The sequence below is a fragment of the Actinomadura sp. CNU-125 genome (genome assembly GCF_001942465.1).
GTDB lineage: Bacteria > Actinomycetota > Actinomycetes > Streptosporangiales > Streptosporangiaceae > Spirillospora.
The window spans coordinates 1-26857 of record NZ_MKJY01000210.1 but is presented as its reverse complement, the minus strand read 5'-3'; the positions used below and the strand labels follow the sequence as shown (position 1 = coordinate 26857).

Genomic DNA, 26857 nt, shown 5'->3' with positions numbered 1-26857 from the left:
GGCAGGCCATGTCCGGGCACGAAGGGTCGCTGATCGAGGTCGACGGCCCGTGGACGCACCGCGCGATCAGCGCGGGCGGAACGCGGTTCCATGTCGCCGAGGCCGGGGAGGGGCCGCTCGTCCTGCTGCTGCACGGCTTCCCGGAGTTCTGGTGGTCGTGGCGCAACCAGCTCGAATCGCTGCCCGCGGCGGGCTACCGGGCGGCCGCGATCGACCTGCGCGGCTACGGCGGCAGCGACAAGCCGCCGCGCGGGTACGACCTGGTGACGCTGGCCGGGGACGCCGCCGGGCTGGTCCGGCCGCCTCGGCGAGGCGGGCGCGATCGTGGTCGGGCACGACTGGGGCGGGCTGCTGGCCTGGACGATGGCGGTCTACCACCCGAAGATCGTGCAGCGGCTCGCGGTCGTCGGCGCCCCGCATCCGCTGCGGCTGCGGCGGTCGGTGCGGGAGAGCCCGCGCGAGCAGGGGTGGGCGGCGCGGCACACGTTCGGCTTCCAGGTCCCGGTCCTGCCCGAACGCCGCCTGGTACGGGACGACGCCGCGCTCGTCGGTCGGCTGCTGCACGAGTGGTCGGGGCCGGGCTGGCCGGACGAGGAGACAGAGCGGCTCGTACGGCGAGCAGTGCAGATTCCGGGGGTCGCGCACAGCGCGCTTGAGTACCACCGGTGGTTTATCCGGTCACAGGCCCGTCCGGACGGGATCCGCTACGCGCACCGTATGCGCGCCCCAGTACAGGCGCCGACGCTTCAGCTACACGGCGCTTTGGACAAGTGCACGCTCCCGGAGAGCGCCCAGGGGTCCGGGCAGTATGTGGCCGCCCCGTACAGGTGGCGCCTCATCGAGGGGGCGGGGCACTTCCCGCACCAGGAGCGGCCCGAGGAGTTCGACAAGCACCTGCTCGGCTGGCTCGCCGACCCGGAACCCGACCGCTGAACGTACGGTAGAGACATGCGGGATCGGGACGAATCGGGACGACCGCGCAACGCGCGTCCCCGCGACGCGTACGGGCGTCCGCTGCCTCACGGGGCCACCGGCATCCCCACGATGCCGGACGACCTCACCATGCGGCCGTCCGAGGCCCTGCGGGAGGCGCAGCGGCTCCTGGACGCCGACCGTCCGTTCCACGCGCACGAGGTGCTGGAGGCCGCCTGGAAGGCCGCACCCGAACCGGAGCGGGAGTTGTGGCGGGGGTTGGCCCAGGTCGCCGTGGGCGTCACGCACATGCGGCGCGGCAACGCGCGGGGCGCGCGGGCGCTGCTGAGCCGCGCCGCCGACCGGCTGGAGCCGTACGTCGCCGACCCCCCGCACGCGATCGACGTCCCAGGCGTCGTGCAGCGCGTCCGTACGCTCGTGGACACGCCTGAGGAAGGCCCGGTCGACCTCAAGCTCACCCTTTGAGGCCTTGAGGCTCACCGTTTCAGTGGGGTGTGGGGTCAGTCAGAGCAATTCTGGGTCGAGACAGGCTCGGTGGCGCGCGCGCCCATGCGGGCGTCCTCGGCGACTTCCTCGGCGGTGAGCGCGTAGCCCGTTGAGGGGGTGTCCAGCGCCGCCGCGAAGATGACGCCGTAGACGCTCCCGTCCGGCGACAGCAGCGGTCCGCCCGAATTGCCCGGCTCGACCTTGCCGCGGATCGCGTAGATCTCCCGGCTGACCTGGCCGGAGTGGTAGATGTCGGGCCCCCTGGCCGTCTGCCGGGCCCGGATCCGGGCGGCGCTGGCGCTGAACGGCTCGTTCTTCGGGAAGCCCGCGATGATCGCGCTGTCGCGCACCTCGGCCTCCGGCTCGAACTTCAGCGGACGCGCGTTCAGCCCCGGCACGTACAGGACGGCGATGTCGCGGCTGGGGTTGTACAGGACGACCCGGCCCTTCGCGGTGTCGCCCGAGCGGTTCGCCACGGTCGACTGCCCGCGCGCGCCCGCGACGACATGCGCGTTCGTCATGATGTGGTCGGGCGCGAACACGAACCCGGTGCCCTCGATGCGGCGCTGGCACTGCGGCGCCGTGCTGACGATCTTGACGATGCTGTTGCGCGCGTCCCGCAGCCCGCCGGTCGCCAGGACCGAGTCGTCCGGCGGCGGCACCTCGACCACCGACTCGCCGGCGAGCCCGTTGAACACCTGCGGGAACTCGCTGTCCTTCACGAATCCCTGGAACGAGGTGAACCAGGTGTGCGCCTTGGTGGGCATCACCTCGTCGACCCCGTTGATGATCGTCGAGCCCTTGACCTGGGTGCGCAGCCACTGGAAGTGCGAGTTCGCGAACATGCTGCCGAAGAACCACGCGACGATCAGCAGCGACAGCGCGCTGACGAACGTGCCGCCGACCGCGTCCGCCGTCCGGGCGTTCAACCCGGTGACCCGGTTGCGCAGCAGCGCCCCCGCCGAGGACGCGATCAGTTGCCCGAACGTCGCGGCCAGGAACGCGATGACGATGGCCAGCAGCACCTGCTGCGCGGCGCCGTCCACGGTCGAGTCGGCGATCGGCGGCGCGATCAGCACCCCGGCGATGCCGCCGCCGATGAACCCCGCGAAGCTCAGCAGGCTCACGATGAAACCCTGCCGGTAGCCCGAGACGCCGAACAGCACGACGAGCCCTAGGAGGATCAGATCGAGCATATGGTCGTCCAGCACCGCTTCACCGTATAGCGCGAGGTCACCTTCTCACGTCCCCTCGCCGGACCAGTTTCCCCTGCCCCCGGTGACCGCCTGGGGCGATGCGGAACGATCACGGATCGTGCCCGTTCCGGCTCCGGCGCGCTGACCTGCGGTTAGACCGGCGGACGCGCCGTGCGGCGGCTCCGCGCGCGGACCGGTCAGCCGCGCGAGGCCAGGTCGAGGACCTCCTGCGGCAGATCCTCGACGTGATCGGCGTCCCACGGACGCTCCCAGCCGCCGGCCGCGAGCACCTCGCCGAGCAGCCCCGCCGTGAACCCCCACACGAGCATCCCGCCGACGCGGAACGCGGGGCCGAGCTTCATCCCGGACGGGTGCCGGACGGTCAGCCGGTTCGCCGGGTCGACGAGCTCGTCGATCGGCACGCGGGCGACGGTCGCGACCTCGCCGGGGTGGCCGGGGGCGATCTGGGACGGTTCGCGCCACCAGCCGGCGACCGGCGTGACGCGGTGCAGGCTGCGCGACAGGTACAGCTCCGGCAGCGTGCACAGCACGTCCACACCGGACGGTTCGACGCCCGCCTCCTCCCACGCCTCGCGCAGCGCCGCCGCGACCGGGCCGTCGTCCTCGGGGTCGATGCGGCCGCCGGGGAACGCGGGCTGCCCGGCGTGCTTGTTGAGTGTCGCGGCCCGCTCGGTGAGCAGGACGTCCGGACCGTCCGGGCCCTCGCCGAACAGGATCAGCACGGCGGCGGCGCGGGCGTCCGGGGCCGGACGGAACGACGGCGGCACCGGCATCCGCGGCACCTGCGCACGGAAACGGTCGAGCCACGCGGGGCACGCGGGGCCGGAGGCGGTCTCGGTCACGTTGATCTCAACTCCATGACGGCCGGTTTGCTTCCCGGCCCCCTCTCACCTGTGTGAAGGGGAAGGTTCACGAGAACGGGCCCGGCTTGACGAGCGCCTCGGCCGTCTCCACGTCCGTCGGGCCCTCGCCGAACGCCGGGCACAGGCTCGCGAGGGGGCAGGCGCCGCAGGCGGGGCGGCGCGCGTGGCAGATGCGGCGGCCGTGCCAGATCAGCCGGTGCGACAGCATCGTCCAGTCCTTGCGGGGGAACAGCTCCCCGATCGCCCGCTCGACCTTGTCGGGGTCGGTCTCGTCCGTCCAGGCGAACCGGCGGACGAGCCGCCCGAAGTGCGTGTCGACGGTGATGCCGGGGACGTCGAAGGCGTTGCCGAGCACGACGTTCGCGGTCTTGCGGCCGACTCCGGGGAGCGTGACCAGGTCGTTCAGGCGTCCGGGCACCTCGCCGCCGAAACGCTCGACCAGGGCGGCGGACAGGCCCATCACCGACTTGGTCTTGGCGCGGAAGAACCCCGTGGGCTTCAGCACCGCCTCGACGTCCTCGGGATCGGCCGCGGCGAGATCCTCGGGCGTCGGATATTTGGCGAAGAGCTCAGGAGTGGTCAGATTCACCCGCTTGTCGGTGGTCTGGGCGGACAGGACCGTGGCGACCAGGAGCTGAAAGGGTGTCCCGAAGTTCAGCTCACAGTGCGCGTCCGGGTAGGTTTCCGTGAGGATCCTGTTCATCCGCCGCGCCCGGCGCACCAGCCCGAGGCGCGTCTCCGGTCTGCGCCCGGCGCGCCGGGGCCGGGCGGCGGGGCCGCCGGAGGACCGTCCGTCCGAGGGCCGGGCCGCTTTCGTCGCCATGCCGCCAGGGTAGGCCCCGGACGGTGGGAAGAGCGGCAGGACGGGCGCCACCCGCGCGCCCGTTTATGGGCGATGAGACCGGTGTGATGGCATTCACCCGGGTGTCCGTACACTGGGCAGGGTCCACTGCGACCTGCGGGCTCTCGGTCTCGACGCACGACGGCCGGCCCTCGGGACGTGCGTGGACCGACAGGGTCGTGCCGACGATCCGCGAAGTGACGACCCCGCGTTACGGCGCGCCGCGGCCCTGCCTTCACGTACGCGGTGGGACGTACGTCACACTATGCATGTTGGTGTTTCGAGGAGGAGAAGCGTGACCGACCGCGACGTGGACGTTCTGAGCAGAGCCCCGCTCTTCGAGGCACTCGATGAGCAGGGGGCCAAGGCGCTGCGCGCCAATGTGACCGAAGTGCGGCTGGCCCGCGGCCAGACGCTGTTCAACGAGGGCGAGACGGGCGACCGCCTGTACGTCGTCGTGGAGGGGAAGATCAAGCTGACCCGCACGGCGCCGGACGGCCGGGAGAACCTCCTGAGCGTCCTCGGCCCGAGCGAGATGTTCGGCGAGCTCTCGCTGTTCGACCCCCGCCCGCGCACCGCCAGCGCCATCGCGGTGACCGAGTGCCGGCTGGCCGGGCTCGGCCACGACCAGCTGCGGCCCTGGCTGACCGGGCACGCCGAGGTCGCCGTGCAGCTGCTGCGCGCGCTGGCCCAGCGGCTCCGCAAGACCAACGACGTCATGGCCGACCTGGTGTTCACCGACGTCCCCGGCCGTGTCGCCAAGGCCCTGCTGGACCTCGCCGAGCGCTTCGGGCAGCCGTCGGAGTCCGGCCTGCACGTGCACCACGACCTCACGCAGGAGGAGCTGGCGCAGCTCGTCGGCGCCTCCCGGGAGACCGTCAACAAGGCCCTGGCCGACTTCGCGCAGCGCAACTGGCTGCGGATCGAGGCCCGTGCCGTGGTCATCCTCGACATCGAGCGGCTGCGCAAGCGCTCCAAGTGACCCGGCCGCCGGTCCGAGGCGACCGGCCGGTCGTGTCAGGGCCGCCGCTCGTTCAGGTAGTCGAGCTGCGACTGGACGGACCATTCCGCCGCCGGCCACAGCGCCTCGTCGACGTCGGCGTACACGATCTCCACGACCTCGCGCGCCGTCCCGGCGCCCCCCGCCACGGCCGCCTCGACCTGCGCGAGCCGCTCCCGGCGATGGTCGATGTAGTGGTCGAGCGCCGCCAGCGGATCGTCCAGCTTCGGGCCGTGCCCGGGCAGGATCGTCGCCGCGTCCTGTTCCGCGGAGAACTTCCGCAGCCGGTCGAGCGAGCTCAGGTAGTCCCCGAGTCTGCCCTCCAGGACCGTCGTCCCGTAGCCGAGGACCGTGTCGCCGGTCAGGACGGCCCGGTCCGCGGGCAGCCAGAACGTCAGCGAGTCGTCGCTGTGCCCGGGCGTCTCCAGCACCCGCAGCTCGACCCCGCCGGTCGTGACGACGTCGCCGTCGACGATCCCCTCGTCACCGAGCCGGTACCGCGGGTCCAGCGCCCGCACCTTCGCCCCGCCGCCCGCCAGCTCCACGAACCGCTCCGCCCCGGCGGAGTGGTCCGGATGGCCGTGCGTGAGCAGGACGAGCCCGGCCCGCTGCCCGCGGGACGCGATCGTGTCCGCGACGCGCCGCAGATGCCGATCGTCCTCCGGGCCCGGGTCGATCACGACGACCTCATCGGCGTCCGGTTCCGCGATGATCCACGTATTCGTGCCGTCCAGGGTCATCGCGGACGGATTCGGCGCCAGCACGCAGAACGCCCGATCGGTGCCCATCCCGTCGATCTCGGTCATGGGGCCATCCTGCCCGAGGCCGATTCCGGACGACCGGCCGGGCTCCGCCGCGCCGCCGACACCCCGGAAACCATCGACCCCGCCACCGCGGCCGTCACCCGGTCGGGTAGAAGTGCGCGACGTCCTCGGGCAGCACCAGCCACGCCTCCCCGTCCACGATCTCCGCGGTCGGCTCGTACGCGACGACCTCGCGGCGCGCGGCCAGGACGTCCGCGACCGTCTCGTACTCGGCCAGTTCGGTCAGCGTCGCCAGCGTCGGCGGCAGCATCGCCAGCTCACCGGCCCACGCGCGCTCCGCCGCCTCAGCCGGACGCACCCACGTCACCTGGTCCGCCTCAGTACTGACGTCGCGCGCGCGCTGCCCCTCCGGGATCGCGGCCACGAAAAACCGGGTGTCGTAGCGTTTCGGCTCGACCTTCGGGGTGATCCAGTGCGCCCACGGGCGCAGCAGGTCGGAGCGGAGCACCAGCCCGCGCCGGTCGAGGAACCCGCCGAACGACTGGGAACGATCCAGCAGCGCCTGCCGGTCCTTCTCCCACGCGTCCCCGCGCGTGTCGTCGACGACCGTCTCCGCCGTCGGGCCCGCGAGCAGCACGAGCGTCTCCTCGAACGTCTCGCGGACCGCGGCGCACACCAGCTCCCGCGCGACCGTCTCGCCCGCGCCGAACGCCGCCCCCCACTCGGCCGGCGACGGCCCCGACCACGCGAGCGTCGCCTCACCGTCGCGCGGATCGACCGACCCGCCCGGGAACACGTACGCGCCGGGGGCGAACGCCATCGACCGCACACGCCGCAGCATGAACGCCTGCAGCCCGTGCCGGTCGTGGTCGCGCAGCACGACGACCGTCGCCGCGTCCCGCGCGGGCGGCGGCTCCGCCCGTCCGGCGCCCATGTCCTCGATGCGTCCCACGAACTCCGCGGGCAGCTTCAGCCCGTTCACCATCGCCTCGCCGGCCGTGTGGTCCTCATGGCGGCCAATTCGGACATACCGAATGCCGTTCCGTCAACCCCGGGTCAGCGTCCGGGTGAGGAGAGCGACATTCTCCGCCGCCGCCCCGGCACGGGCGCCGGTCAGGCGACTTCGGCGATCAGCTCGACCTCGACGGGAACGTTCCGGGGCAGGGCCGCGACGCCGACGGCGCTGCGCGCGTGCCGTCCGGCCTCGCCGAACACCTCGGCGAGCAGGTCGCTCGCACCGTTGACCACGTCCGGCTGGCCGTAGAAGTCCGGAGCGGACGCGACGAACCCGACGACCTTCACGATCCGTGCGACGCGCGACAGTTCGCCCACCTCGGCCTTGAGCGCCGCGATCGCGTTCAGCGCGCAGATCCGCGCCTGCGCCTTCGCCTCCTGCGCGCTCACCTCCGCGCCGACCTTCCCGGTGACGCCCAGTTCGCCCTTGACCAGCGGGATCTGCCCGGCCGTGTAGACGAGCGCGCCCGTCCGCGCCGTCGGCACGTACGACGCGACCGGCGGCACGACGTCCGGCAGCTCCAGCCCGAGTTCGACGATCCGCTCCTCGGGTGTGCTCATCGCCACTCCCTCCTCGACTCGCCCGCGAACGGGCCTAGGACTGCACTTCCCGCTTGAAGTAGGCCACCAGGTTCTCCGGGTTCGGGCCCGGCAGCACGGTGACGAGCTCCCACCCGTCCTGGCCCCAGTTATCGAGAATCTGCTTGGTCGCGTGCACCAGCAGCGGAACGGTCGCGTACTCCCACTTCTTCATGGGATTCACCCTAGCGATCGGCCCGGCCACCGGCCGTCCGAACCCACCGCGACATGGACCATTGACGGCCCGTACGTGCGGCCCGTACGTGCGGCCCTCACCGGTGGCTCAGTCGCGCGGCGGCTCCTCCGGCCGCTCGTCCGGCCGCTGGGCGGGCGCCGCGGCCTGCGACCGTCCCGGCCGGTCCAGGCCGATCACCGGCGGGACGTCCTCGGGCGACTCCAGCGCCGGGGACGTGTCGGCCGCCTTGGCCAGTTCCTCCTCCGCCTTCGCGAGCCGCTCGCCGAGCGCCGGCTTGTCCTCGGCGGTCTCGGTGGGGGCCTTCTTCGTGTCGCCGGTCATCTTGTCGAAGAACCGCAGGACCTCCACCGGCAGCGGCATGATCAGCGTGCTGTTCTTCTCGGCCGACACGTCCACCACCGTCTGCAGCAGCCGCAGCTGGAGGGCCGCCGGGTCCTGCGACATGATCTCCGCGGCGGCGGCGAGGCGCTTGGACGCCTGGAACTCGCCGTCCGCGGCGATGATCCGCGCACGCCGCTCCCGCTCCGCCTCCGCCTGCCGCGCCATCGACCGCTTCATGCCCTCGGGCAGCGACACGTCCTTGATCTCGACCCGCTCGATGAGGATGCCCCACGGGTCCTGGGTGATCTCGTCGATGATCCCCCGCAGCCGGGTGTTGATCTTTTGCCGTTCGCCCAGCAGCTCCTGCATGTCCGCCTGGCCGATGACCGACCGCAGGGACGTCTGCGCGACCTGCGACACCGCGTAGCCGTAGTTCTGGACGTTCACGATCGCCTTCACCGGGTCGATCACCCGGAAGTAGACGACGGCGTCCACGCGGACGCTCACGTTGTCCTCGGTGATGCCTTCCTGCGCGGGCACGTCCATCGTGATCGTCTGCCGGCTGACCTTCTGCATCCGCTCGACCACCGGGACGATCGCGGTCAGACCCGGCTCGCGCACCGCGCCCGGCCGCAACTGCCCGCCGCGTTGCACCTGCCCGAACCGGAACACGATGCCGTGTTCGTACTGCTGCACCACCCGGACCGCCGAGCCCGCGACCATGAAGCCGACCACGACGATGCCCAACAGGATGATGAGGATGAGTGCTTCCATCTCGGGCACCTTTCTCACGCGGGGCCGTCCCCCGGGTGCCCGGCGACGTCGTCCGAACCCACCGGCCGCGAACGAACCGGTTCGGATAGGCCGGCCCAGGAGCCGCTATCACGTTTCCCAGCTAACCCCGCGGGCAGGCCGGAACACAACGGTCCACGCGCGAAACCTGGGCAGGGGGCACATCGTGTCAGGGATCACTTGCATGAGACCCGACGGCCTCTAAAGTCCTCGCCGGGTGAACGATATGGTCGATCGGGTGAGCGCGAGAGACACCGACTGGGACGGCGTGCGCCTCCATGTGGTCACCGGGAAGGGCGGCACCGGCAAGACCACCGTCGCCGCCGCACTCGCCCTGGCGCTGGCCGCCGAGGGCCGCCGGGTCCTCCTCGTCGAGGTGGAGGGCCGCCAGGGCATCGCCCAGCTCTTCGACTGCCCGCCGCTGCCCTACGAGGAGCGCCGGGTCGCCGTCGCCCCCGGCGGCGGGGACGTCTACGCGCTCGCCGTCGACACCGAAGAGGCGCTCATCGAGTACCTCGAGATGTTCTACAACCTCAAACGCGCCGGGAAGGCGATGACGCGGCTCGGCATCGTCGACTTCGTCACCACCATCGCCCCCGGCCTGCGCGACGTCATCCTCACCGGCAAGACGAGCGAGTCGGTGCGGCGCCGCAACAAGGACGGATCGTTCATCTACGACGCCGTCGTCATGGACGCCCCGCCCACCGGCCGCATCACCAAGTTCCTCAACGTCAACGACGAGGTGTCCGGGCTCGCGAAGGTCGGGCCCGTCCGCAACCACGCCGACACCGTCATGAAGGTCGTGCGCAGCCCCGAAACGGCCGTCCACTTCGTCACGCTCCTGGAGGAAATGCCCGTCCAGGAGACGATGGACGGCATGAACGACCTCGCCGAGGTCGGCCTCTCGGTCGGCGCGGTGATCGTGAACATGGAGCACGCGCCCGTCCTGTCCGAGGACGACCGCGCCCGCGCCGCGTCCGGCGAACTCGACACCGACGAGATCGTCCGGGGCGTGAAGGCCGCCGGGCTGGAACGCGACGCCGAGCCGATCGCCGAGGTGCTGGCCGCCGAGGCCGGCGACCACGCCCGCCGCACCGCCCTGCAGCGCCGCGAGAAGGAGCGCCTGGAGTCCATCGACCGGCCCCGCTACACGCTCCCGCTGCTTTCGGACGGCATGGACCTGGCCGGGCTGTACGACCTGGCGGCGGCGCTGCGCGAGCAGGGCGCGGCGTGAGAGGCCTGCGCGGCACGAGGGAGACGACCAGACGATGAGCCCGACCGCCAAGACCCCGCCCGCGCTGGACGTCGACGCGCTGCTGGACGACCCCCGCACGAAGATCATCGTGTGCTGCGGTTCCGGCGGGGTCGGCAAGACCACGACGGCCGCGGCCCTCGGCGTCCGCGCCGCCGAAAGGGGACGCGATGTCGTCGTCCTCACCGTCGACCCGGCGCGGCGGCTCGCGCAGTCGATGGGCCTCAGCGAGCTCGACAACAACCCGCGCAAGATCGAGATCGACGGCGACGGCGAGCTGCACGCCATGATGCTCGACATGAAGCGGACGTTCGACGAGATCGTCGAGGCGCACGCCGACCCGGACCGCGCGAAGCAGATCCTCGCGAACCCCTTCTACCAGTCGCTGTCGTCGAGCCTGTCGGGCACGCAGGAGTACATGGCGATGGAGAAGCTCGGCCAGCTGCACCGGTCCGGCGCCTGGGACCTGATCATCGTCGACACCCCGCCCTCGCGGAACGCCCTCGACTTCCTCGACGCGCCCGAACGGATGGGCCGCTTCCTCGACGGCCGGTTCATGAAGATGCTCGCGGCGCCCGCCAAGACCGGCGGACGCTTCGGCGTCAAGGTGATCAGCGCGGGGTTCGGCATGTTCACCGGAGTGATCAACAAGGTCATCGGCGTCCAGCTGCTGCGGGACGTCCAGACGTTCGTCGCCGCGTTCGACACGGTGTTCGGCGGGTTCCAGGAGCGTGCCGAGAAGACGTTCCAGCTGCTGCAGACCCCCGGCACCGCGTTCCTCGTCGTGGCCGCACCGGAGCCGGACGCGCTGCGCGAGGCGTCCTACTTCATCGAGCGGCTCGCCGAGGAGCGGATGCCGCTCGCGGGCCTGGTCGTCAACCGGGTGCACGAGTCCGCCGCCGACGGGCTGTCGGCGGCGCGCAGCCTGGCCGCCGCCGAGACGCTGGAGGAGCGCGGCGACCACGCGCTGACGGCCGCGCTGCTGCGGCTGCACTCCGACCGCATGCAACTGGCGGCACGCGAGGAGCGCCTCCGCGACAACTTCGCGTCCACGCACCGGACCGTTCCGGTCACGGCGGTACCCGCACAGGCCGAGGACGTCCACGACCTGGACGGCCTGCGCCGCGTCGGCGCGGACCTGGCGGCCCCCGACCACACGGCCGCCGCCTGACCCGGTCGGTCCGGTCGGTCCGGTCGGTCCGGTCGGTCCGGTCGGTCTGCTCGACCCGAAAATCGAACCGGTCCGCCGTCCCGTTCGTCTAGGTTCGCGGGGTGTTCTCCCTCAAGGAACCTCCGCTGTTCACGCGCCTCCGCGACGCGGACCGCATCCTGGTGGCCGGCGCGGGCGGCGGCTTCGACATCTTCGCCGGTTTGCCCCTGGCCATCGCCCTCCTGGACGACGGCAAAGAAGTGCATCTGGCGAACCTCTCGTTCAGTTCGCTGGGCGGCCTGCCGCTCGACGCTTGGGCGGACGTCGACGTCGCCGCCATCACCCCGGACACGTTCGCCAACGACGCGTACTTCCCCGAACGGACCCTCGCACGCTGGCTGGACCTCCACGGCCTCCCCTCGACCGTGTACGCGTTCCCCAAGGTCGGTGTCCAGCCGCTACGCGCCGCCTACAAACACCTGGTGGAGAAGCTGAACCTGGACGCCGTCGTCCTGGTAGACGGCGGTACCGACATCCTGATGCGGGGCGACGAGGCAGGGCTCGGCACACCCGAAGAGGACATGGCGAGCCTCGCAGCCGTGCACGGCTTGGACGTCGCAGAGAAACTCGTCGTCTGCCTAGGGTTCGGTGTGGACGCCTACCACGGCGTGAACCACGTGCAGGTACTGGAGAATTTCGCGGCGCTCTCCCGCGACGACGCGTACCTGGGTGCGGTGTCCATCCCGTTCGACAGCCGCGAGGCGGCCCTCTACCTGGACGCCGTCGAGTACGCGCAGGCATCGACGCCGATGCGTCCCAGCATCGTGAACGGATCGATCGCCGCGGCCGTCCGCGGACTGTTCGGCGACGTCCACTTCACCGACCGGACGCGCGGCGGCGAACTCTTCATCAACCCGCTGATGGCGACGTATTTCACCGTCGACCTGGACGGTCTCGCCCGCCGCTCCCTGTACCTCGACCGGCTCGAAGAGACCCGGCTCATGCGGCAGATCCACTCGATCGTCGGGGCGTTCCGCGACGAGTTGCCGCGTAGTCGTCCGCCGCGCCAGTACCCGCACTGACGAACGCAAAGTTCGTCCGTAATACGCGCCCCGGCGACCGGAAAAGCAGTTTCCGGACGAACAAGAGGCGCTTTTCGGTCGTCCGAAATCGATCGGACGAGGTCGGACAGGATCCGTCGGGATCGGCGTACACGCAGCACACGACGGTGGGTCCGTACCTACCAACCGGTACGGACCCACCGTCGTGTCAGTTTCAATGCCGCATCCCCGAGCCCAACGCCGGATTCGGGGTCGCCCGGCGAACCGTCAGCTCGCGACGAGCTCTTCCTCGTCGGCGTCCGCCGACGCTCGTACTCGTCCTTGGCGGTCTCCAGCAGATCGCGCCACGAACGCACGTCCGGCCGCCGCCGCAGCAGCGCCCGGCGCTCACGCTCGGTCATCCCACCCCAGACACCGAACTCGATCCGGTTGTCCAGCGCATCCGCGAGACACTCCGTCCGCACCGGGCAACCGCGACAGATGAGCTTGGCCCGGTTCTGCGCCGCACCCTGCACGAACAGAGCGTCCGGGTCCGCGTTACGGCAGGCGGCGCGGGCGGTCCAATCCGTGATCCACATCTTGGCCCCACTCCCCTAGGGTCTGTGTCGATTTGCGCTCCTTGGCCGGACGGGCGCGGACGTCAGGCCGCCAAACGAAAGCCGTGGGGAAGAACTTACGGAAGCGAGGGACGTTTCAACAGTCCCCGATGGGCCCATTCTCGATATAGCCCTCCAGGGCCATACCGCCGGAACGGACTAGTTACCTCTAGTTGACGCACGAGACACCGCACCGGTTGTCACGATGACGGCAGATCGGGCGGAACTTCACGTGCCGGACGTCGGCCCCACCATGGGACGTGTCCCGTATGCACCTGTCGTCCCGCGTACTCTAGAGCGCGTGCGCGTTGCGAATTCGGATCGGGGTAAGGCCCTCACCACGCTGATCAAGCTGTTGGGTACGGGCATCGTCGCTGGCGTACTGGTCGCCTTGATCGCCTTGCCGGGCGTCGGGAGCACGGGGATCACCGCGCGCGACGCCGCGAACAACTTCCAGGGGATGGACAGCGAGCTCAACACGTCGCCGCCGTCGGAGAAGACGGTGCTCTACGACGCGGACGGCAAGCCGTTCGCCACGTTCTTCGACAAGTACCGCGAGTCCGTCCGGCTCGACCAGATCGACCCCGTCATGCGGCAGGCGATGATCGACATCGAGGACTCCCGGTTCTACGAGCACGGCGCCATGGACCTCGAAGGCACGCTGCGCGCACTGGCCTCGAACGTCCAGTCCACCCAGACGCAGGGCGGCTCCACCCTCACCCAGCAGTACGTCAAGAACCTGCTGGTCGACAGCGCGCAGACGAAGGAGGAGTACGACGAGGTCACCGCCCCGACCGTCGGCCGCAAGATCCGCGAGCTGCGCTACGCCCTCGAGGTCGAGCGGACGATGTCGAAGGACCAGATCCTCGAGGGGTACCTGAACATCGCGTACTTCGGCGGCGGCGCGTACGGCGTCCAGGCCGCGTCCAAGCGCTACTTCAGCAAGCCCGCCGCCAAGCTCTCCCTCGGCGAGTCCGCCCTCCTCGCCGGCATCACCCAGAACCCCACCGCGTTCGACCCCATCCAGAACCCGAAGGACGCGCGCGCGCGGCGTGACATCGTCCTCTACCGGATGGCGGAGCTCAAGCACATCACCAAGGCGCAGGCCGACGAGGCCGCCGCCAAGCCGGTCGAACTGAACCCCACCGAACCGGTCGGCGGCTGCCAGACGAGCAAGGCCCCGTACTTCTGCGAGTACGTGAAGTACGACGTCCTCAACGCCCTCGCGGGCGGCAAGTACTGGCAGATGGAGCCGAAGGAACAGCAGCAGATCGTCAACAAGCTGAACCGCGGCGGCTACACGGTCCGCACCACCCTCGACATGGACAAGCAGCAGGCCGTCGACAAGGCCCTGCGCAGCATCGTCCCGCCCGAGGGCAATCGCGTCGGCGCCGAGGCCATGGTCGAGCCCGGCACCGGCAAGATCCGCGCCATCGGCCTGAGCAAGCACTTCGGCCCCGGCGACGGCAAGACCACCATCAACCTCCCCGCCGACACCGCGCACGGCGGCGGCACCGGCGTCTCCGCCGGTTCGACGTTCAAGGTCTTCACCCTCGCCGCCGCGCTCGAACAGGGCATCCCGGTCAACACGAGCATCAAGTCGCCCGAGACGATGTCGGTCAGCGGCTTCAAGGCGTGCCCCTACTACGGGACGTACCAGGGCAAGAAGTACAACGGCGAACTCCTGGGCGGCGGCCCGCCCTGGACGGTCTCCAACGCCGGCGACAGCCAGTCCGGCACGTTCAACCTCAAGACCGGCACGTGGGGCTCGGTCAACACGTTCTACGCCCAGCTCGAAAAGCGCGTCGGCGTCTGCAACGCCGTCAAGATGGCCGAGCGGTTCGGCATGAAGCGCGGCAACGGCCAGCCGCTCCTCCCCGTCCCCGCCCAGGTCCTCGGCGTCAACGACATCGACATGGTGCACCTGTCCGCCGCCTACGCCGGGTTCGCCGCCCGCGGCAAGTACTGCGAACCGCTCGCGGTCACCGAGGTCGTCGACCGCACCGGCAAGGCCGTCAAGCTGCCCGAGCACAAGTGCGAGCAGGTCGTCGACAAGGACGTCGCCGACAAGGTCGCCTCGATCCTGCACGCGAACATGAGCAAGGGCACCCCGAAGGGCCGCAACATCGGACGTCCGTCCGCCGCGAAGACCGGCACCTGTGAAGCCCACACGTGCGCCGACTTCGCCGGGTTCACCCCCAACCTCGCCGCCACCGTCGCCTACTGGGACTTCCGCGGACCCTGGCAGTACAAGGTCTACGGCGTCTTCGGCGCCGGCACCCCCGGCGCCATCTGGCAGCGCAGCATGAGCGAGGCCCTGGAGGGCGAGCCCGCCCCCGGCTTCAACGCCCCGGCCAACAACTTCGGCGACACCACCAAGGTCCCAAACGTCGCGAACCAGCCCCTCGACACCGCCAAGAAGGCGCTCGAAGGCGTGGGCTTGAAGGTCCAGATCTCACCCGCGAACTCGGACAAGCCCCGCAACACGGTCGTCTCGTCCTCGCCCGCAGCGGGTACCGAGACGGCCCCGGGCAGCACGGTCATCCTCTACGTCAGCAACGGCAGGCGAGACTAACGAAGAGGGCCCGGCCATCCGGCCGGGCCCTTTTCACTCGGCGAGCTGCCGCTTCACCTCGGCGGCGATCCGCCCCCCTTCGGCCCGTCCCGCGACCTTCGGGTTCACGATCTTCATCGACCTGCCCCATTCGCCCGCGGCCCCGCGGCGCCCGACTCCGCGATCGCGTCCGCCACCAGCGCCGTGAGCTCCGCCTCTCCCAGCTGAGCGGGCAGGTACTCCTCGAGGACCACGCCCTCGTCGCGCTCCGCCTGCGCGGACTCCGTGCGTCCCGCGTCGTCGAACGCGGTCGCCGCCTCCCGGCGCTTCTTCGCCTCCCGGGTGAGCACCTTGACGACGTCGTCGTCCGACAGCACCCGCACCTGCTTGCCGGCGACCTCCTCGTTCTTCACCGCCGTGAGGACCATCCGCAGGGTGCGCGTGCGCACCTCGTCCCGTCCCTTGATCGCGGCGGACAGGTCGGTCTCCAGCTTCTCCTTCAGGGTCATGGTCACATTCTGCCCGCACAACACCGACATCCTCATCGGGATTACCACGCGGTGCCCATGTCTGGAAGCATGGAAACCAGAGAAGGGAGAGCCGTGCAAAAGAAGTACTCCGTGCCCCTCACCCTCGTGGGTGCGGGCGCCGCGACCTTCGGGTACGCCTCGGTGATCGAGCGGAACTGGTTCCGCCTGCGCCGCTTCGACGTGCCCGTCCTCGCGCCCGGCCGCCCCCCGGTGAAGATCCTGCACATCTCCGACGCGCACCTCACCCCGGGCCGCTCCCGTCTCATCCGCTGGGTCCGCTCCCTCGAAGCCCTCGAACCGGACCTCGTCGTCAACACCGGCGACACCCTCTCCCACCGCGACGCGATCCCGTCCTTCCTGGACGCCCTGGGCCCCCTCCTCGAACGCCCCGGCGTCTTCGTCTACGGCTCGAACGACCTCTACAGCCCCGTCCTCAAGAACCCCCTCCGCTACATCTGGCGCACGAGCAAGTCCGACTACGCCAAGAAGAAGCGCGAGCCCGACCTCCCCTACCGCGAACTGGGCTCGTCCCTCCAGTCCGCCGGCTGGCTCGACCTCAACAACCGCATCGGCCGCCTCAAGGTGGGCGAGCTCGACATCGAGTTCGGCGGCATCAACGACTCCCACATCAACCTCGACCGTTACGACAAGATCGCCGGCCCCGTCGACCCCCAGGCCGACGTCCACCTCGGCGTCATGCATTCCCCCGAGCCCCGCAACCTCGACCGCTTCACCGCCGACGGCTACGACCTCCTCCTCGCCGGCCACACCCACGGCGGCCAGGTCTGCGTCCCCTTCTACGGCGCCCTCGCCACCAACTGCGGCATCGACCGCCCCCGAGTCAAGGGCCTCCACCGCCACCGCGGCTCCTGGCTCCACGTCTCCGCCGGCCTCGGCACCTCCCCGAAGGCCCCCATGCGCTTCTGCTGCCCGCCCGAAGCCTCCCTCCTCACCCTCGTCCCCCGCTAAATCCGGACGCACCACTCCTCTCCATCCGCTACAGTGGACAAGGCGCCGGGAGAACGTACGACTCCCGGGCAGCCACCAACCGGGGTGTAGCGCAGCTTGGCAGCGCGCTTCGTTCGGGACGAAGAGGTCGTGGGTTCAAATCCCGCCACCCCGACAGATAACGCCAGATCAGAGGCCGGATCTCCACCCAGGAGACCGGCCTCAAGGTCTTTCACCCGCCATTCGTGTGCGGCCTTTTTCCGGACGCTTTCCTTCCCTGAGCGGGCCGTCATTCGTGGTGCCCGGATCATGAGGTTGCCCAGTACCGGATTGTTTTAGCGGTCTCGTCGGTGACGTCGGAATCGCTCAGGTCGGCGGGGTGGAGCCATCGGTGGGCGGTGTGTTCGGTGCTCAGGGTGATGGACTGTTCTTGGTGGGTCAGGGCGAAGGTGTATTGGCGGGCTTTGCGGCCGGATCCGGAGATGCAGTCGAAGTGGGCTACGAAGCCGGGATCGAGGGTTAGTGGTCCGGTGCGGCCGATCTCTTCGGCGAGTTCGCGTTCCAGTGCGGTGAGTAGATTCTCGCCTGGCTCGACGCCGCCGGAGGGGAGTTCCTCGATGCCGGCCATGAAGGCGTCCTCGACGGAGTGAGGCACACGTCGCTGAACGCTTGGCCGCCATCTCGCTACGGGTCCACGTCCCCGCCGACGACGGACCGGCAGGACGTGCCTACATCGACGCGGCGGATGGTGGGGTGTGGAGTTCTTGTCGTCGGTATGTGCCGGGTGGTCGTCCGTAGGCGCGTTTGAAGGCGTGGGCGAAGGCGTACTCGGAGGTGTATCCGACTTGGCCCGCCACTACGTTGGCGGGGGTGTCGGTTGTGCGCAGCATCCTGGCGGCCAGGGTCATGCGCCACCACGTGAGGTAGGTCAGCGGTGGCCGGTCGACCAGTGCGGTGAACCGGCGGGCGAAGGCCGCCCTGGACAGGCCCGCGTGGTCGGCCAGTTCCTGGACGGTCCATGGGTGCTGCGGCCGATCGTGCATGGCGTGCAGGGCGGCCGCGACGGGTGGATCGTTCAGGGCGGCGGTCCAGCCGGTGGCGTCTTCTTGTTGCTCGAACCAGGCTCGAAGGATGTGCAGCAGGAGTACGTCCAGCAATGCCGACACCATGGCGTCGCGGCCCGGGGCCGGTTTCTCCAGCTCGGTGGCTAGCAGGTCGAGTGCGGTGTGTAGTTGTGAGCGGTGGCCCAGACGGGTCGGGAGATGGACTACCTCGGGCAGTTCTCGCATGAGCGGGTGCGTGCAGGAGCGGTCCAGGCGGTAGGCGCCGCAGAGCAGTGCCGTTGGGGTCGCGGTGGACGGCTCGGTGGGCGATGGGGGCGCGTGGGTGAGCGGGGTGGACGGGCTGTCGGCCAGGCCGTGCGCGTGACCGTGAGGCAAGAAGGCCACGTCGCCCGGTCCGAGGGGGATGGGATCACCGCCGTCCGGAAGCAGCCAGGCGGCGCCCTGGAGGACCACGTGGAATCCCGCCGCGTCGTCGGCGGGGAATCTGCGACCGAACGGGCCGTTGTGATCGATCCGCGCCGAGTGCGGCAGGCCGGTGCGCATCGCGGTGATCACGTCGGATAGGACATCCATGAGGTGAGACGGTAACGCAAGTTTTCGAGCGTTTGGAGCATTGGGAGTCTCTTTCGGTTTCCTTACGGTGGGGGTGTTGTCAACGATCTTTCGACAGGGGTTCAGATGAAGATCGCCGTCTACGGCGCGAACGGTTACCAGGGCAAGCTCGTCCTCGCCGAGGCGAACCGGCGCGGCCTCGGTGTTGTGCTCGTCGGACGCGACGCCGCGCGCCTGCGGCGGGCCGCCGACGCGGTCGGCCTGTCCGGTCCGGACGTCCGGGTGGCCGCGGTGGACGACCGCGACGCTTTGGTCGCCGCCTTCCGGACGGCCGACGCGGTCGTCAACTGCGCGGGGCCTTTCACCCGCACCGGCGCCGCGGTGGTAGAGGCCGCGATCGCCGCGGGCCGCCACTATCTGGACACCGCCGGGGAGCAGCTCTACATCAAGAGCGTCTTCGACGGCTTCGGTGCACGGGCGGCGGCGGCCGGGGTCTGCGTCGTCCCCGCCGCCAACGACGCCTGCGTTCCGGGAGACATGGTCGCCGCTCTGCTGGCCGAGCGGCTGGGGCCGCTGGAGGAGATCACCAGCGTCCACCTCATCTCCGGAGGCGGCGGACCTTCGCGCGGGTCGTTGCGTTCGGTGATCGAGAGCATCGACATCATCAAGGCCGGTGGTCTGGTTTACGACGGGGGCGATTGGCGGCCCGCACCGTCCACGCGGCAGAGTTCGATCGTTCTGCCCGGGGGCGGGGAGGCGGTCCCGATGGCGCCGTTTCCCCTGTCCGAGGTCGTGACCATTCCCCGCCACGTCCGGGTCGGGCGCGTCCGGGGGCTGGCCGAGGCCGAACTGACCGCCCGTCTGAGCGCGCCCCTCGATCCCGCGGTCATCGAGGGACTGCCCGAAGGGCCCACCGAGCGGGCCCGCGCCACGCAGCGTTTCACCTATCTCATCGACGCCGTGGCGCCGGACGGACGCCGCGCCCGCGGCATCGTCGAAGGTCCCGACACCTACGGCACCACCGCGGTGATCGCCGTCGAGGGCGCCCGCCGTCTGATCACCGACCCGGCCGAGCCCGGCGTGCTCGCTCCCGCCCAGGCTTACCCGCCGGCCGACTTCCTCGACTCCCTGCTGCCCGGCGACGTCCGCTGGAGCGTCCAGGCGAGCGGGCTCTGACGGGTCGGGCGTGGAAAGTTCACTTGTCCTTAGAGGCTGCGGGCGGTGATGTCGCCGTGGGCGGTGGTGGCGTGGATGTCGAGGTCGGTCGTGCCGTTGTTGGCGAGGGCGTTGTGGACGCGGCCGTGGCCGGTGCCCGCGTCCAGGGAGGCGGAGACGCCGGTGGCGGCGCCGACCGTGATGTCGCCGGAATCGGTGCGCAGCACGACGTTGCCGCGCACGGCCTCGGTGATGCGGATGTCGCCCTTGCTGGTGCGGATCTCCGCGGCACCGTTGAGGCGGCCGACCGAGACGTCACCGGCCGCGGTGGTGAGGCGGGCGCCGGTGGCCTCGTCGATCTTGACCTGGCCGTGCTGCCCTTCGAAGTCGACGTCGCCGAGGCGTCCGACGGCCCGGAACTCGGCGCTGGCCGCCTTCGCCTCGACCCGGGAACCGGCGGGCAGTTGGACCGTCACCTCGATGGACCCGGACGGGCCGAAGTACTGGTTGCGCGCGGTGGCCTCGATCCGCAGGACGCCGTCGGCGTACTCGACCGTGGTCTGCTCCGCGACCTTCACGTCGCGGCCCTTGGCCGCGTCCGCGGGCCGGACCTCGACCGCGGTGTCGGCACGGTCGGCGGCGATGAACCGGATGCGCCCGGCGGGGACGTTCAGGACGGCGGCGATCGGGGCGGGGGTGGCGAAGGTCTGCATCGTGCTTCTCCTTGCGGCTGGTTGTTTCGAACACTGGAAACGCTACGTTGCATTTCAAGATTTAGCAATGCAGTCGTTGCGTTCTGAGATTTACTTTGCAGGTCAACTTGCTTAAATCGTTGCAACAAGTGTTGAATTAACGCAACGATCGCGAGATCGTCCGTTGCAACGTGGTGAAGGTGAACGCTATGGTGGACGGGTCGAGGAGCATCGGGAGGTCGCGATGCCGGGAGGCCGGCTCACGCAGCAGGAACGCCAGCAGATCGCGCAGGGGGTGGCCGACGGCCTCGCCTACGCGGAGATCGCCAGGCGCATCGATCGTCCGACGTCGACGGTCACGCGCGAGGTGATGCGCAACGGCGGGCCGGCCGGTTACCGCGCCGACCTGGCGCACCGGGCCACCGAACGCCGCGCGCACCGGCGCAGGCCCGCCTCGTCCCGGGGGCCGGAAGCGGTCGCCCAGCCGTACGGACGGGACGCGGAGGCGGTGCACGAGTTCGCGGAGACGCTGACCACCGTCTTCATGGCCTCGGGGATGCCGAAGATGATGTCCCGCGTGCTGGTCTGCCTCTACACCACCGACTCCGCAGCCTCAGCGCGTCCGAACTCGTGCGGAGTCTGCAGGTCAGCCCGGCGTCCGTCTCCAAGGCGATCGCGTACCTGGAGGAGCAGGGCTTCATCCGGCGGGAACGCGACGAGCGGCGGCGCGAGCGGTACGTCGTCGACGAGGACATCTGGTACCAGTCGATGGTCGCGAGCGCCCGGGCCCTCGCGCAGGTCTCCGCGACCGCGCAGCAGGGCGTCGCCGTGCTCGGGGCCTCGACCCCGGCGGGCGCCAGGCTGGAGGGCGCCGCCCGCTACCTCGACTTCGTCAGCGAGAACACCGCGCGCGCCGCCGAGCAGGCGCGGGAGGTCCTGCACGTCAGGCCGGAAGGCGGATAGGCCGTTTGTGGCTATGGCCGCCGAATGCGTGCTGGGGACGACGGGAGTACGTAATGTCTTGGTCATGGACGGCGACGAGACGTGGCGGCGGCTGGGGGCGTACTCGTACCTCAGCGTTCCGGAGCGCCTGGAGTACGTCGCGATCATGCGGGTGTTCTGCGGGACGCTGCTGGCCGATCTCGCGGTGCCGGACGTCCTGGCGAAGCTCGACGGGGTCGACGCCGACACGCTGACCGGACGGCTCGAACAGCTCGTCAAGTGGGGCAATCTGCTGCGCAGCAGCCACACGGTGAAGGCGTCGAGCATCACCGAGTACCAGCGGTCGCGGTCCCGGTACCAGCTGTCGAAGCCGGGCGAGCGGATCCAGCGGGACGTCGACGGGGTGCTGGCGAGCGCGGACGCGGCGCGGGAGGTGAGCAGCGAGCTGCTCGCGCTGGTCGAGCGGGGGCTCCGGGACCTGGACGAGCGGGTGGGGCGCCCCGACGTGGAGCCGCGGGAGCTGCTCGAACGGGTCAGCACGCTGTTCGTGCAGTTCACCGAGTTCGCGGATTCGGTGCGGGACTTCTACGCGTATCTCGGGCAGGTGCTGGCCCGGTACGACCTGGACGGCGCCGAGTATCAGGGGTTCAAGGAGCTGCTGCTCGACTACGTCGAGGCGATCACGGACGAGGTGACGTTCCGGGCGCCGCGGATCGCGGCGCTGCTGGACGGGTTGTGGCCGCGGCTCCCGGGGATGCTGGAGCGGCTGGACGCGCACGCGCGGGGGCTTTCGGCGCTGGACGCGCGGGTGCAGCGCAGCCGGGGGCGCGAGCTCGCCGACTGGGAGGGGCTGCGCGGCTGGTTCGCCGACGTGGACGGGCAGGGCAGCCAGGTCGACCAGCTGCGGGACGCGGCGCTGCGGGCGATGCGGTCGCTGCTGGCGAACGCGAAGCGGATGCTGCGGTCGGCGTCGGGCGAGATGTCGCGGCGCAAGGATCTGCTGCGGCTGGCGAAGTGGTTCGAGGAGGCGGCGCCGGAGGACGCGCACGACATCGCCGTCGCGGCGTTCGGGTTGTACGGGGCCCGGCATCTGGGCGTCGCGCCCGGTGAGGACGTGGTGCCGGCGTCCACGAGCTGGTGGACGGGTCCGGTCGTCGAGGTGCCGGTGTCGTTGCGGGAGCGGGGCAGCCGGGCGCAGCGGGGGCGGGCGGCGGCGGTGGAGGACCATTCGGCGCAGAAGCGGCGGTTGCGGGAGGCCGCCCGGGAGCGGGCGGCGGCGCGGCGCGCGGCGGCGGCGGACGAGCTGCGGAGCGTCTCGGGCCGGTTCGCCGATGTGCCGCTCACGTCCGCGGGTCTGGGGTTGCTGCTGGAGCTGCTCGCGACCGCGATGGGCAATGCCCGGCCGCGGCGGGACGGCGGCGGGTTCGATCTCGAGGGGGCGCGGAGCGAGGACGCCGAGCTCGGCGTCCGGCTCACCGTGCGGTACCGGGCGGGCGCGCGGACGACGCTGCGTTCGGCGGACGGCGATCTGCTGCTGGACGATCTGGAGCTGGACGTCGCCGGGGCGTCGGCTCCGGTGGAGGTCGGTGCGTGACGCTTCCCTCGGCGCGGGACGCGGATCTGGCCGCGGAGCGGCGGGCGGCGGCGCGGTTGCTGCTGGCCCGTCCGCTGGTGACGGCGGACGCGGAGCTGTTCCCGCTCGTCCGCAGGCACGCGGACTGGCTCGGCAAGCGGTTCCAGCAGGTGCTGGGCTACCGGCTGCTGGTCGATACGTCGTACGCGCGGTTGTTCAAGGCCGGGCTGGGGCCGGGTTCGGGGCATCGGCTGCGGCGGTCCACGGGCACGCCGTTCGATCCGCGCACGTACGCCTGTTTGGCGTTGACGCTGTCGGTGCTGGTGACGGCGCCGGAGCAGATGCTGTTGTCGCAGCTGGTGGCCGATATCCGGGCGGCGGCGGCCGATGCGGACGTGGCGCTGGAGGGCGCCGGACGGGCGGTGGAGCGGCGGACGCTCGTGGCGGCGTTGCGGCAGCTCGTGGAGTGGGGGGTGCTCGCGGAGACGGAGGGCACCGTGGGGTCGCTGGCCCGGGAGGACGGCGGCGAGGCGCTGATCACCGTGGACCGGGAGGTCGCGCGGGCGGTGGTGGCGGGTCCGCTGGCGCAGAGCCGGGACGGCGCGGATCTGGTGGCGCGGGCGGCGGATCCGGGGTTCGGCGGGCCGCGGACGTACGTGCGGCGGATGCTCGTGGAGACGCCGGTGGTGTATCTCGACGGGTTGACCGACGCGGAGCGGGACTGGCTGCGGACGCGGCAGCGGCGGGAGGCGCAGGCGTTCGCGGAGCTGCTCGGGCTGGAGGCGGAGATCCGCGCGGAGGGCGTCGCGCTGGTGGATCCGGAGGACGAGCTGACGGATCTGCATCTGCCGGGGACGGGCACGGTCGCGCAGGCGGCGTTGCTGCTGCTGGAGCGGCTGGTCGAGCGGGTGTGCCCGGACGATCCGGCGACGGGCGACCGGCTCGTTATCGGGACGGCCGTGCCGGACGGGCTCGTGGACGAGCTGCTGGCCGGGCTGGTCGCCGAGTACGGGCGCCGGGGCGGGTGGCAGCGCGATCTCGTGGCGGATCCCCGCGCGTTGCGGGAGGCGGTGCTGGACCTGCTGGTGCGGATGCGGCTGGTCGCGTATGCCGGTCCGGTGCGCGCGGAGGGCGCCGGGCTGCCCGAGGGGTACGCGGGCGAGGTGCCGGACGATCGGTCGGTGACGGACGTGCGCGGGGCGCGGCCCGTCGGGATGGGGCTGGTGCTTCTCGCCGCGTCCGCACGATATGCCCCGGATGTAACCGTTCGCCGGGCCGGGCGGGCGGACGGCGATGTGCAGGAGGAGCTTCCGCTGTGACCGTCCCCACTCCGCTGCGTCCGGCCGCGCCGGGGGCCGCGGTTCCGGCTGCATCGTGCGGGCATCCGCAACGTCTGGCAGTACGACGAGCAGGAGTTCGAGTTCGGCGACGGGCGGCTGCTGCTGCGCGGCAAGAACGGCGCGGGCAAGTCGAAGGCGCTGGAGATGCTGCTGCCGTACCTGCTGGACGGCGACTCGCGGGCGCTGGACGCGACGGGCACCGGCCGGACGACCCTCGCGTGGCTCATGCTGGACGGTTTCGAGTCCACGAACCGTCTCGGGTACCTGTGGGTGGAGTTCCGCATGTCCGGGGGCGACGACCGGTATCTGACGTTCGGTGCGGCGGTGCGGGCGTCGAAGTCGACGAAGCGGGCCGTCCCGTTCTTCTTCACGACGCCGCTGCGGGTGGGGTCGGAGCTGCGGCTGGTCGACGCGGGCGGCGGCCCGCTGCCGGTCGAGCGGCTGAAGGAGGTCGTCGGGGCCGAGAACGTCACGGATCGGGCGGTCGAGCACCGGGCGCGGGTGGCCCGCGAGCTGTTCGGGATCACCGATGTGACGCGGTACCGGAACCTGACGCAGTTGCTGCACCGGCTGCGGCGCCCGACCGTCGGGGACCGGATCGAGTCGGGCGGGCTGGCGTCGCTGCTGAGCGAGACGCTGCCGGGGCTGGACGACGACGTGGTGGAGAAGGTCGCGCGCAATCTGCACGATCTCGACACCGTCCGGGAGGAACTGGGCCGTCTGGAGCGGACCGATCAGGCGCTGCGCACCTTCCTGCGGGGGTACGGCCGCTACCTGGCGGGGGTGCTGCACCGGGCGGCGGACGACGTGACCGGGGAGCTGGAGTCGCTCGCGGCGCGGCGCCGGGAGGCGGGGGACGCGGCGAAGCGGACGGCCGACCTGCGCGGCCGTGAGAAGGCGGCGCGGGAGCGGTTCGAGGAGCTGGTCCGGCGGGAGCGGGACGCCCGCGAGGTGCTGCACACGCTGCAGACGAGCCCGGCGTACCTGGGATTGAAGGACCTGCGGGAACTCCGCGAGACGGTCGACGCGCGACGGGACGCGGCGGCGACGGCGTTCGCCGCGCTCGGGACGGCGCACGACGCGGAGGAGGACGCGGCCGTCCGGCTGGGCGAGGGCGCGGACCAACTGGGCGGACGGTTCGGGGAGCTGGCCGCCGAGCATCGCGGGCTGCTGTCGCGGGCGGAGCGGGCGGGCTTTCCGGCGGGCCATCTCGGGGAGGCCGTGGGGTTGCCGCGGGTGACGCTGGGCGAACCGGCGGACGCGGAGCTGACCGGCCCCGGCGGCGAGGTGCGGACGGTGCGGCACCGTCCAGTCTCCGCCGTGGACGTGCCGGGCGCCGAGTCGGGCCTCGCGGGATGGGCCGATCGGCTGGACGGCGCGGTCCCGGTGGCGCGGCAGCGGAACCGGATGGTCGCCGAGGTGATCCGGCTGTTCGACGTCGCCGAGGAGGCGCGGGCGGCGGCGGACGCGCCGACGGCGAACGCGAGCGGCTGGAGGGGGAGACCGAGGACGCAGCGGTCGTGTTCGAGCGCGCGCGCGACGAGGTCGCGGAGGAAAGCCTCGGATACGCCACGAAAGTGAACGACTGGGTAGACGGGACGATCGCGACCGCGGGCCCGGAGTGCCCGCCGCTGGACGACGTCCGGAACGCGGTGGCCTGCGAGCCGTCGCCGGACGCGCCCTTCGACGAGCGGACGCTGCCGCCGGACGTCGAGCGGCGGGCCGAGCGGGTCGCGTTCGCCGCGCTCGTGCCGTTCCGGGAGACGCTGGACGCGGCGGCGGGGACGAGGCCGCGCGGCGAGGTCGGCCGGCTCACCGGGGAGCGCGACGGGCTCGCCCGGGAGCGGGACGAGTGGGAGGGGCGCGCGATCCGGAACCGCCCGTCCCGCCGCACCGCTTCGCCGCGCGCGCGCCGCGCACCGGCGCGCCGTTCTACCGGCTGGTCGACTTCGCGGACGGGCTGTCCCCGGACGAACGGGCCGGGCTGGAGGCGGCGCTGGAGGCGAGCGGCGTCCTGGACGCGTGGGTCGCCGCGGACGGCGCGCTCCTCGACCCGCTGACCCTCGACACCGTCCTGCGGCCGGACGCGGCCGCCCCGCCGGACGGGCCGACGCTCGCGGACGCGCTGCGTCCCGTCCCCGAACCGGACACCGGCGTCACCATCGGACGGGTCGGGCGGCTGCTCGCGTCGTTCGCGTTCGCGCCCGCGGCGGACACCACCGCGGTGAACGCCCTGCACCACGACGGCAGCTGGCGCCTCGGGGCCGTCCGGGGGCGGCACCGCAAGGACGACGCCGAGTACGTGGGCGCCGCCGTCCGCGCGGAGACGCGCCGCCGGAAGCTCGCCGAGCTGGCGGAACGGCTGGCGGACGCGGAGCGGCGGCTGGCGGACGCGCGCGCCCGTCTCACCGCGGCGCAGGACCGGCGGCGGGCCGCGCGCGA

The 26857-nt window shown here is 71.4% G+C and carries 24 protein-coding genes, 1 tRNA gene and 4 pseudogenes; 16 read left to right on the top strand and 13 right to left on the bottom strand.

What is annotated here, in order from left to right; translation table 11 throughout:
• Positions 1-8: 8 nt before the first annotated feature.
• Both BJF79_RS23445 and BJF79_RS23440 read left to right on the top strand, forming a co-directional pair.
• Positions 9-933: pseudogene (locus BJF79_RS23445) on the top strand (alpha/beta fold hydrolase).
• A 15-nt stretch (positions 934-948) separates the two neighbouring features.
• Positions 949-1398: a DUF309 domain-containing protein gene (locus tag BJF79_RS23440; protein ID WP_075900463.1), complete on the top strand. Its 450-nt coding sequence runs from the start codon at positions 949-951 to the stop codon at positions 1396-1398.
• Between the two features lie 35 nt (positions 1399-1433).
• Here the strand turns inward: BJF79_RS23440 and BJF79_RS23435 are convergent, their stop codons facing one another.
• The 3 genes from BJF79_RS23435 to nth all read right to left on the bottom strand — a co-directional run bounded on the left by BJF79_RS23435 (position 1434) and on the right by nth (position 4202).
• Positions 1434-2615 carry a MarP family serine protease gene (locus tag BJF79_RS23435; protein ID WP_075900461.1) on the bottom strand — a complete coding sequence of 394 codons (1182 nt, stop codon included), beginning with the start codon at positions 2613-2615 and terminating at the stop codon, positions 1434-1436.
• A gap of 197 nt (positions 2616-2812) precedes the next feature.
• The gene (locus BJF79_RS23430) at positions 2813-3409 is read right to left on the bottom strand and encodes an NUDIX hydrolase (RefSeq protein ID WP_075900511.1); all 597 of its coding nucleotides are present in this window, start codon (positions 3407-3409) and stop codon (positions 2813-2815) included.
• 136 nt (positions 3410-3545) lie between these two features.
• On the bottom strand, positions 3546-4202 hold the full coding sequence (gene nth / locus BJF79_RS23425) for an endonuclease III (RefSeq protein ID WP_262402462.1): 657 nt from the start codon (positions 4200-4202) through the stop codon (positions 3546-3548).
• Between the two features lie 433 nt (positions 4203-4635).
• Here nth and BJF79_RS23420 point away from each other — a divergent pair, with 433 nt between their 5' ends.
• Positions 4636-5322 (top strand): Crp/Fnr family transcriptional regulator, encoded by a 687-nt coding sequence (locus tag BJF79_RS23420; RefSeq protein WP_262402461.1) that lies wholly within the window; start codon positions 4636-4638, stop codon positions 5320-5322.
• Between the two features lie 35 nt (positions 5323-5357).
• Here BJF79_RS23420 and BJF79_RS23415 read toward each other — a convergent pair whose 3' ends face one another.
• The 5 genes from BJF79_RS23415 to BJF79_RS23400 form a co-directional block, all read right to left on the bottom strand.
• Complete coding sequence (locus BJF79_RS23415; RefSeq protein WP_075900457.1) at positions 5358-6146, bottom strand: MBL fold metallo-hydrolase; 789 nt, start codon at positions 6144-6146, stop codon at positions 5358-5360.
• A gap of 94 nt (positions 6147-6240) precedes the next feature.
• Entirely contained in the window at positions 6241-7089 is an 849-nt protein-coding gene (locus BJF79_RS23410; protein WP_083733731.1) for an NUDIX hydrolase, read from the bottom strand.
• Positions 7090-7217: 128 nt separating this feature from the next.
• The gene (locus BJF79_RS23405; protein WP_075900505.1) at positions 7218-7679 is read right to left on the bottom strand and encodes a RidA family protein; all 462 of its coding nucleotides are present in this window, start codon (positions 7677-7679) and stop codon (positions 7218-7220) included.
• A 34-nt stretch (positions 7680-7713) separates the two neighbouring features.
• Positions 7714-7872 carry a DUF4177 domain-containing protein gene (locus BJF79_RS53630; protein ID WP_021591512.1) on the bottom strand — a complete coding sequence of 53 codons (159 nt, stop codon included), beginning with the start codon at positions 7870-7872 and terminating at the stop codon, positions 7714-7716.
• Positions 7873-7980: 108 nt separating this feature from the next.
• The gene (locus tag BJF79_RS23400; RefSeq protein ID WP_083733747.1) at positions 7981-8988 is read right to left on the bottom strand and encodes a slipin family protein; all 1008 of its coding nucleotides are present in this window, start codon (positions 8986-8988) and stop codon (positions 7981-7983) included.
• A 256-nt stretch (positions 8989-9244) separates the two neighbouring features.
• Here BJF79_RS23400 and BJF79_RS23395 point away from each other — a divergent pair, with 256 nt between their 5' ends.
• The 3 genes from BJF79_RS23395 (at position 9245) to BJF79_RS23385 (ending at position 12490) form a co-directional block, all read left to right on the top strand.
• On the top strand, positions 9245-10240 hold the full coding sequence (locus tag BJF79_RS23395) for an ArsA-related P-loop ATPase (protein WP_083733745.1): 996 nt from the start codon (positions 9245-9247) through the stop codon (positions 10238-10240).
• Between the two features lie 34 nt (positions 10241-10274).
• Positions 10275-11429: an ArsA family ATPase gene (locus BJF79_RS23390; RefSeq protein WP_075900453.1), complete on the top strand. Its 1155-nt coding sequence runs from the start codon at positions 10275-10277 to the stop codon at positions 11427-11429.
• Between the two features lie 101 nt (positions 11430-11530).
• Positions 11531-12490: a DUF1152 domain-containing protein gene (locus BJF79_RS23385; protein ID WP_075900451.1), complete on the top strand. Its 960-nt coding sequence runs from the start codon at positions 11531-11533 to the stop codon at positions 12488-12490.
• A 158-nt stretch (positions 12491-12648) separates the two neighbouring features.
• On the opposite strand, the gene BJF79_RS23380 is transcribed toward BJF79_RS23385, so the two are convergent.
• The gene (locus BJF79_RS23380; protein ID WP_262402460.1) at positions 12649-13047 is read right to left on the bottom strand and encodes a WhiB family transcriptional regulator; all 399 of its coding nucleotides are present in this window, start codon (positions 13045-13047) and stop codon (positions 12649-12651) included.
• 319 nt (positions 13048-13366) lie between these two features.
• On the opposite strand from BJF79_RS23380, the gene BJF79_RS23375 reads away from it, so the two are divergent.
• Positions 13367-15640 (top strand): penicillin-binding protein, encoded by a 2274-nt coding sequence (locus tag BJF79_RS23375; protein WP_158079265.1) that lies wholly within the window; start codon positions 13367-13369, stop codon positions 15638-15640.
• 33 nt (positions 15641-15673) lie between these two features.
• Here the strand turns inward: BJF79_RS23375 and BJF79_RS23370 are convergent.
• Positions 15674-16128: pseudogene (locus tag BJF79_RS23370) on the bottom strand (GatB/YqeY domain-containing protein).
• A 69-nt stretch (positions 16129-16197) separates the two neighbouring features.
• Between BJF79_RS23370 and BJF79_RS23365 the strand changes: the two are divergent.
• Positions 16198-17118 carry a metallophosphoesterase gene (locus BJF79_RS23365; RefSeq protein ID WP_075900447.1) on the top strand — a complete coding sequence of 307 codons (921 nt, stop codon included), beginning with the start codon at positions 16198-16200 and terminating at the stop codon, positions 17116-17118.
• A gap of 80 nt (positions 17119-17198) precedes the next feature.
• Positions 17199-17272: transfer RNA gene (locus tag BJF79_RS23360), tRNA-Pro, on the top strand.
• A 132-nt stretch (positions 17273-17404) separates the two neighbouring features.
• On the opposite strand, the gene BJF79_RS23355 is transcribed toward BJF79_RS23360, so the two are convergent.
• Together BJF79_RS23355 and BJF79_RS23350 are read right to left on the bottom strand one after the other, a co-directional pair.
• Positions 17405-17725 (bottom strand): NUDIX domain-containing protein, encoded by a 321-nt coding sequence (locus BJF79_RS23355; protein WP_143220108.1) that lies wholly within the window; start codon positions 17723-17725, stop codon positions 17405-17407.
• A gap of 100 nt (positions 17726-17825) precedes the next feature.
• Positions 17826-18734: an AraC family transcriptional regulator gene (locus BJF79_RS23350; protein WP_075900443.1), complete on the bottom strand. Its 909-nt coding sequence runs from the start codon at positions 18732-18734 to the stop codon at positions 17826-17828.
• Positions 18735-18839: 105 nt separating this feature from the next.
• Between BJF79_RS23350 and BJF79_RS23345 the strand changes: the two genes are divergently transcribed.
• Entirely contained in the window at positions 18840-19889 is a 1050-nt protein-coding gene (locus BJF79_RS23345; protein WP_075900441.1) for a saccharopine dehydrogenase NADP-binding domain-containing protein, read from the top strand.
• A 29-nt stretch (positions 19890-19918) separates the two neighbouring features.
• On the opposite strand, the gene BJF79_RS23340 is transcribed toward BJF79_RS23345, so the two are convergent.
• Positions 19919-20581, bottom strand: coding sequence for a DUF4097 family beta strand repeat-containing protein (locus tag BJF79_RS23340; protein WP_075900439.1), 663 nt, complete (start codon positions 20579-20581; stop codon positions 19919-19921).
• 223 nt (positions 20582-20804) lie between these two features.
• Here BJF79_RS23340 and BJF79_RS67175 point away from each other — a divergent pair.
• From BJF79_RS67175 to BJF79_RS23315, 6 genes and pseudogenes are all read left to right on the top strand, one after another.
• Positions 20805-20882: pseudogene (locus BJF79_RS67175) on the top strand (MarR family transcriptional regulator); the annotation flags it as partial.
• A gap of 308 nt (positions 20883-21190) precedes the next feature.
• The gene (locus BJF79_RS67170; RefSeq protein ID WP_410050129.1) at positions 21191-21523 is read left to right on the top strand and encodes a MarR family transcriptional regulator; all 333 of its coding nucleotides are present in this window, start codon (positions 21191-21193) and stop codon (positions 21521-21523) included.
• A 64-nt stretch (positions 21524-21587) separates the two neighbouring features.
• Positions 21588-23096 (top strand): TIGR02677 family protein, encoded by a 1509-nt coding sequence (locus BJF79_RS23330; protein ID WP_075900437.1) that lies wholly within the window; start codon positions 21588-21590, stop codon positions 23094-23096.
• Positions 23093-24394, top strand: a complete 1302-nt coding sequence (locus BJF79_RS23325) for a TIGR02678 family protein (RefSeq protein WP_075900435.1) — start codon at positions 23093-23095, stop codon at positions 24392-24394. The genes BJF79_RS23330 and BJF79_RS23325 overlap by 4 nt, the downstream gene beginning before the upstream one ends.
• A 165-nt stretch (positions 24395-24559) precedes the next feature.
• Entirely contained in the window at positions 24560-25996 is a 1437-nt protein-coding gene (locus BJF79_RS23320; RefSeq protein WP_075900433.1) for a hypothetical protein, read from the top strand.
• Between the two features lie 271 nt (positions 25997-26267).
• A pseudogene (locus tag BJF79_RS23315) lies at positions 26268-26857 on the top strand (hypothetical protein); the annotation flags it as partial.

What these genes read in the sequence shown, in the direction of transcription:
- BJF79_RS23440 (WP_075900463.1), top strand. Translation starts at nt 949, where the DNA reads ATGCGGGATCGGGACGAATCGGGACGACCGCGCAACGCGCGTCCCCGC.
- BJF79_RS23435 (WP_075900461.1), bottom strand. Translation starts at nt 2,615, where the DNA reads ATGCTCGATCTGATCCTCCTAGGGCTCGTCGTGCTGTTCGGCGTCTCG.
- BJF79_RS23430 (WP_075900511.1), bottom strand. Translation starts at nt 3,409, where the DNA reads ATGCCGGTGCCGCCGTCGTTCCGTCCGGCCCCGGACGCCCGCGCCGCC.
- nth (WP_262402462.1), bottom strand. Translation starts at nt 4,202, where the DNA reads ATGAACAGGATCCTCACGGAAACCTACCCGGACGCGCACTGTGAGCTG.
- BJF79_RS23415 (WP_075900457.1), bottom strand. Translation starts at nt 6,146, where the DNA reads ATGACCGAGATCGACGGGATGGGCACCGATCGGGCGTTCTGCGTGCTG.
- BJF79_RS23410 (WP_083733731.1), bottom strand. Translation starts at nt 7,089, where the DNA reads ATGGTGAACGGGCTGAAGCTGCCCGCGGAGTTCGTGGGACGCATCGAG.
- BJF79_RS23405 (WP_075900505.1), bottom strand. Translation starts at nt 7,679, where the DNA reads ATGAGCACACCCGAGGAGCGGATCGTCGAACTCGGGCTGGAGCTGCCG.
- BJF79_RS53630 (WP_021591512.1), bottom strand. Translation starts at nt 7,872, where the DNA reads ATGAAGAAGTGGGAGTACGCGACCGTTCCGCTGCTGGTGCACGCGACC.
- BJF79_RS23400 (WP_083733747.1), bottom strand. Translation starts at nt 8,988, where the DNA reads ATGGAAGCACTCATCCTCATCATCCTGTTGGGCATCGTCGTGGTCGGC.
- BJF79_RS23390 (WP_075900453.1), top strand. Translation starts at nt 10,275, where the DNA reads ATGAGCCCGACCGCCAAGACCCCGCCCGCGCTGGACGTCGACGCGCTG.
- BJF79_RS23380 (WP_262402460.1), bottom strand. Translation starts at nt 13,047, where the DNA reads ATGTGGATCACGGATTGGACCGCCCGCGCCGCCTGCCGTAACGCGGAC.
- BJF79_RS23365 (WP_075900447.1), top strand. Translation starts at nt 16,198, where the DNA reads ATGGAAACCAGAGAAGGGAGAGCCGTGCAAAAGAAGTACTCCGTGCCC.
- BJF79_RS23355 (WP_143220108.1), bottom strand. Translation starts at nt 17,725, where the DNA reads ATGGCCGGCATCGAGGAACTCCCCTCCGGCGGCGTCGAGCCAGGCGAG.
- BJF79_RS23350 (WP_075900443.1), bottom strand. Translation starts at nt 18,734, where the DNA reads ATGGATGTCCTATCCGACGTGATCACCGCGATGCGCACCGGCCTGCCG.
- BJF79_RS23345 (WP_075900441.1), top strand. Translation starts at nt 18,840, where the DNA reads ATGAAGATCGCCGTCTACGGCGCGAACGGTTACCAGGGCAAGCTCGTC.
- BJF79_RS23340 (WP_075900439.1), bottom strand. Translation starts at nt 20,581, where the DNA reads ATGCAGACCTTCGCCACCCCCGCCCCGATCGCCGCCGTCCTGAACGTC.
- BJF79_RS23330 (WP_075900437.1), top strand. Translation starts at nt 21,588, where the DNA reads ATGGACGGCGACGAGACGTGGCGGCGGCTGGGGGCGTACTCGTACCTC.
- BJF79_RS23320 (WP_075900433.1), top strand. Translation starts at nt 24,560, where the DNA reads ATGCTGCTGCCGTACCTGCTGGACGGCGACTCGCGGGCGCTGGACGCG.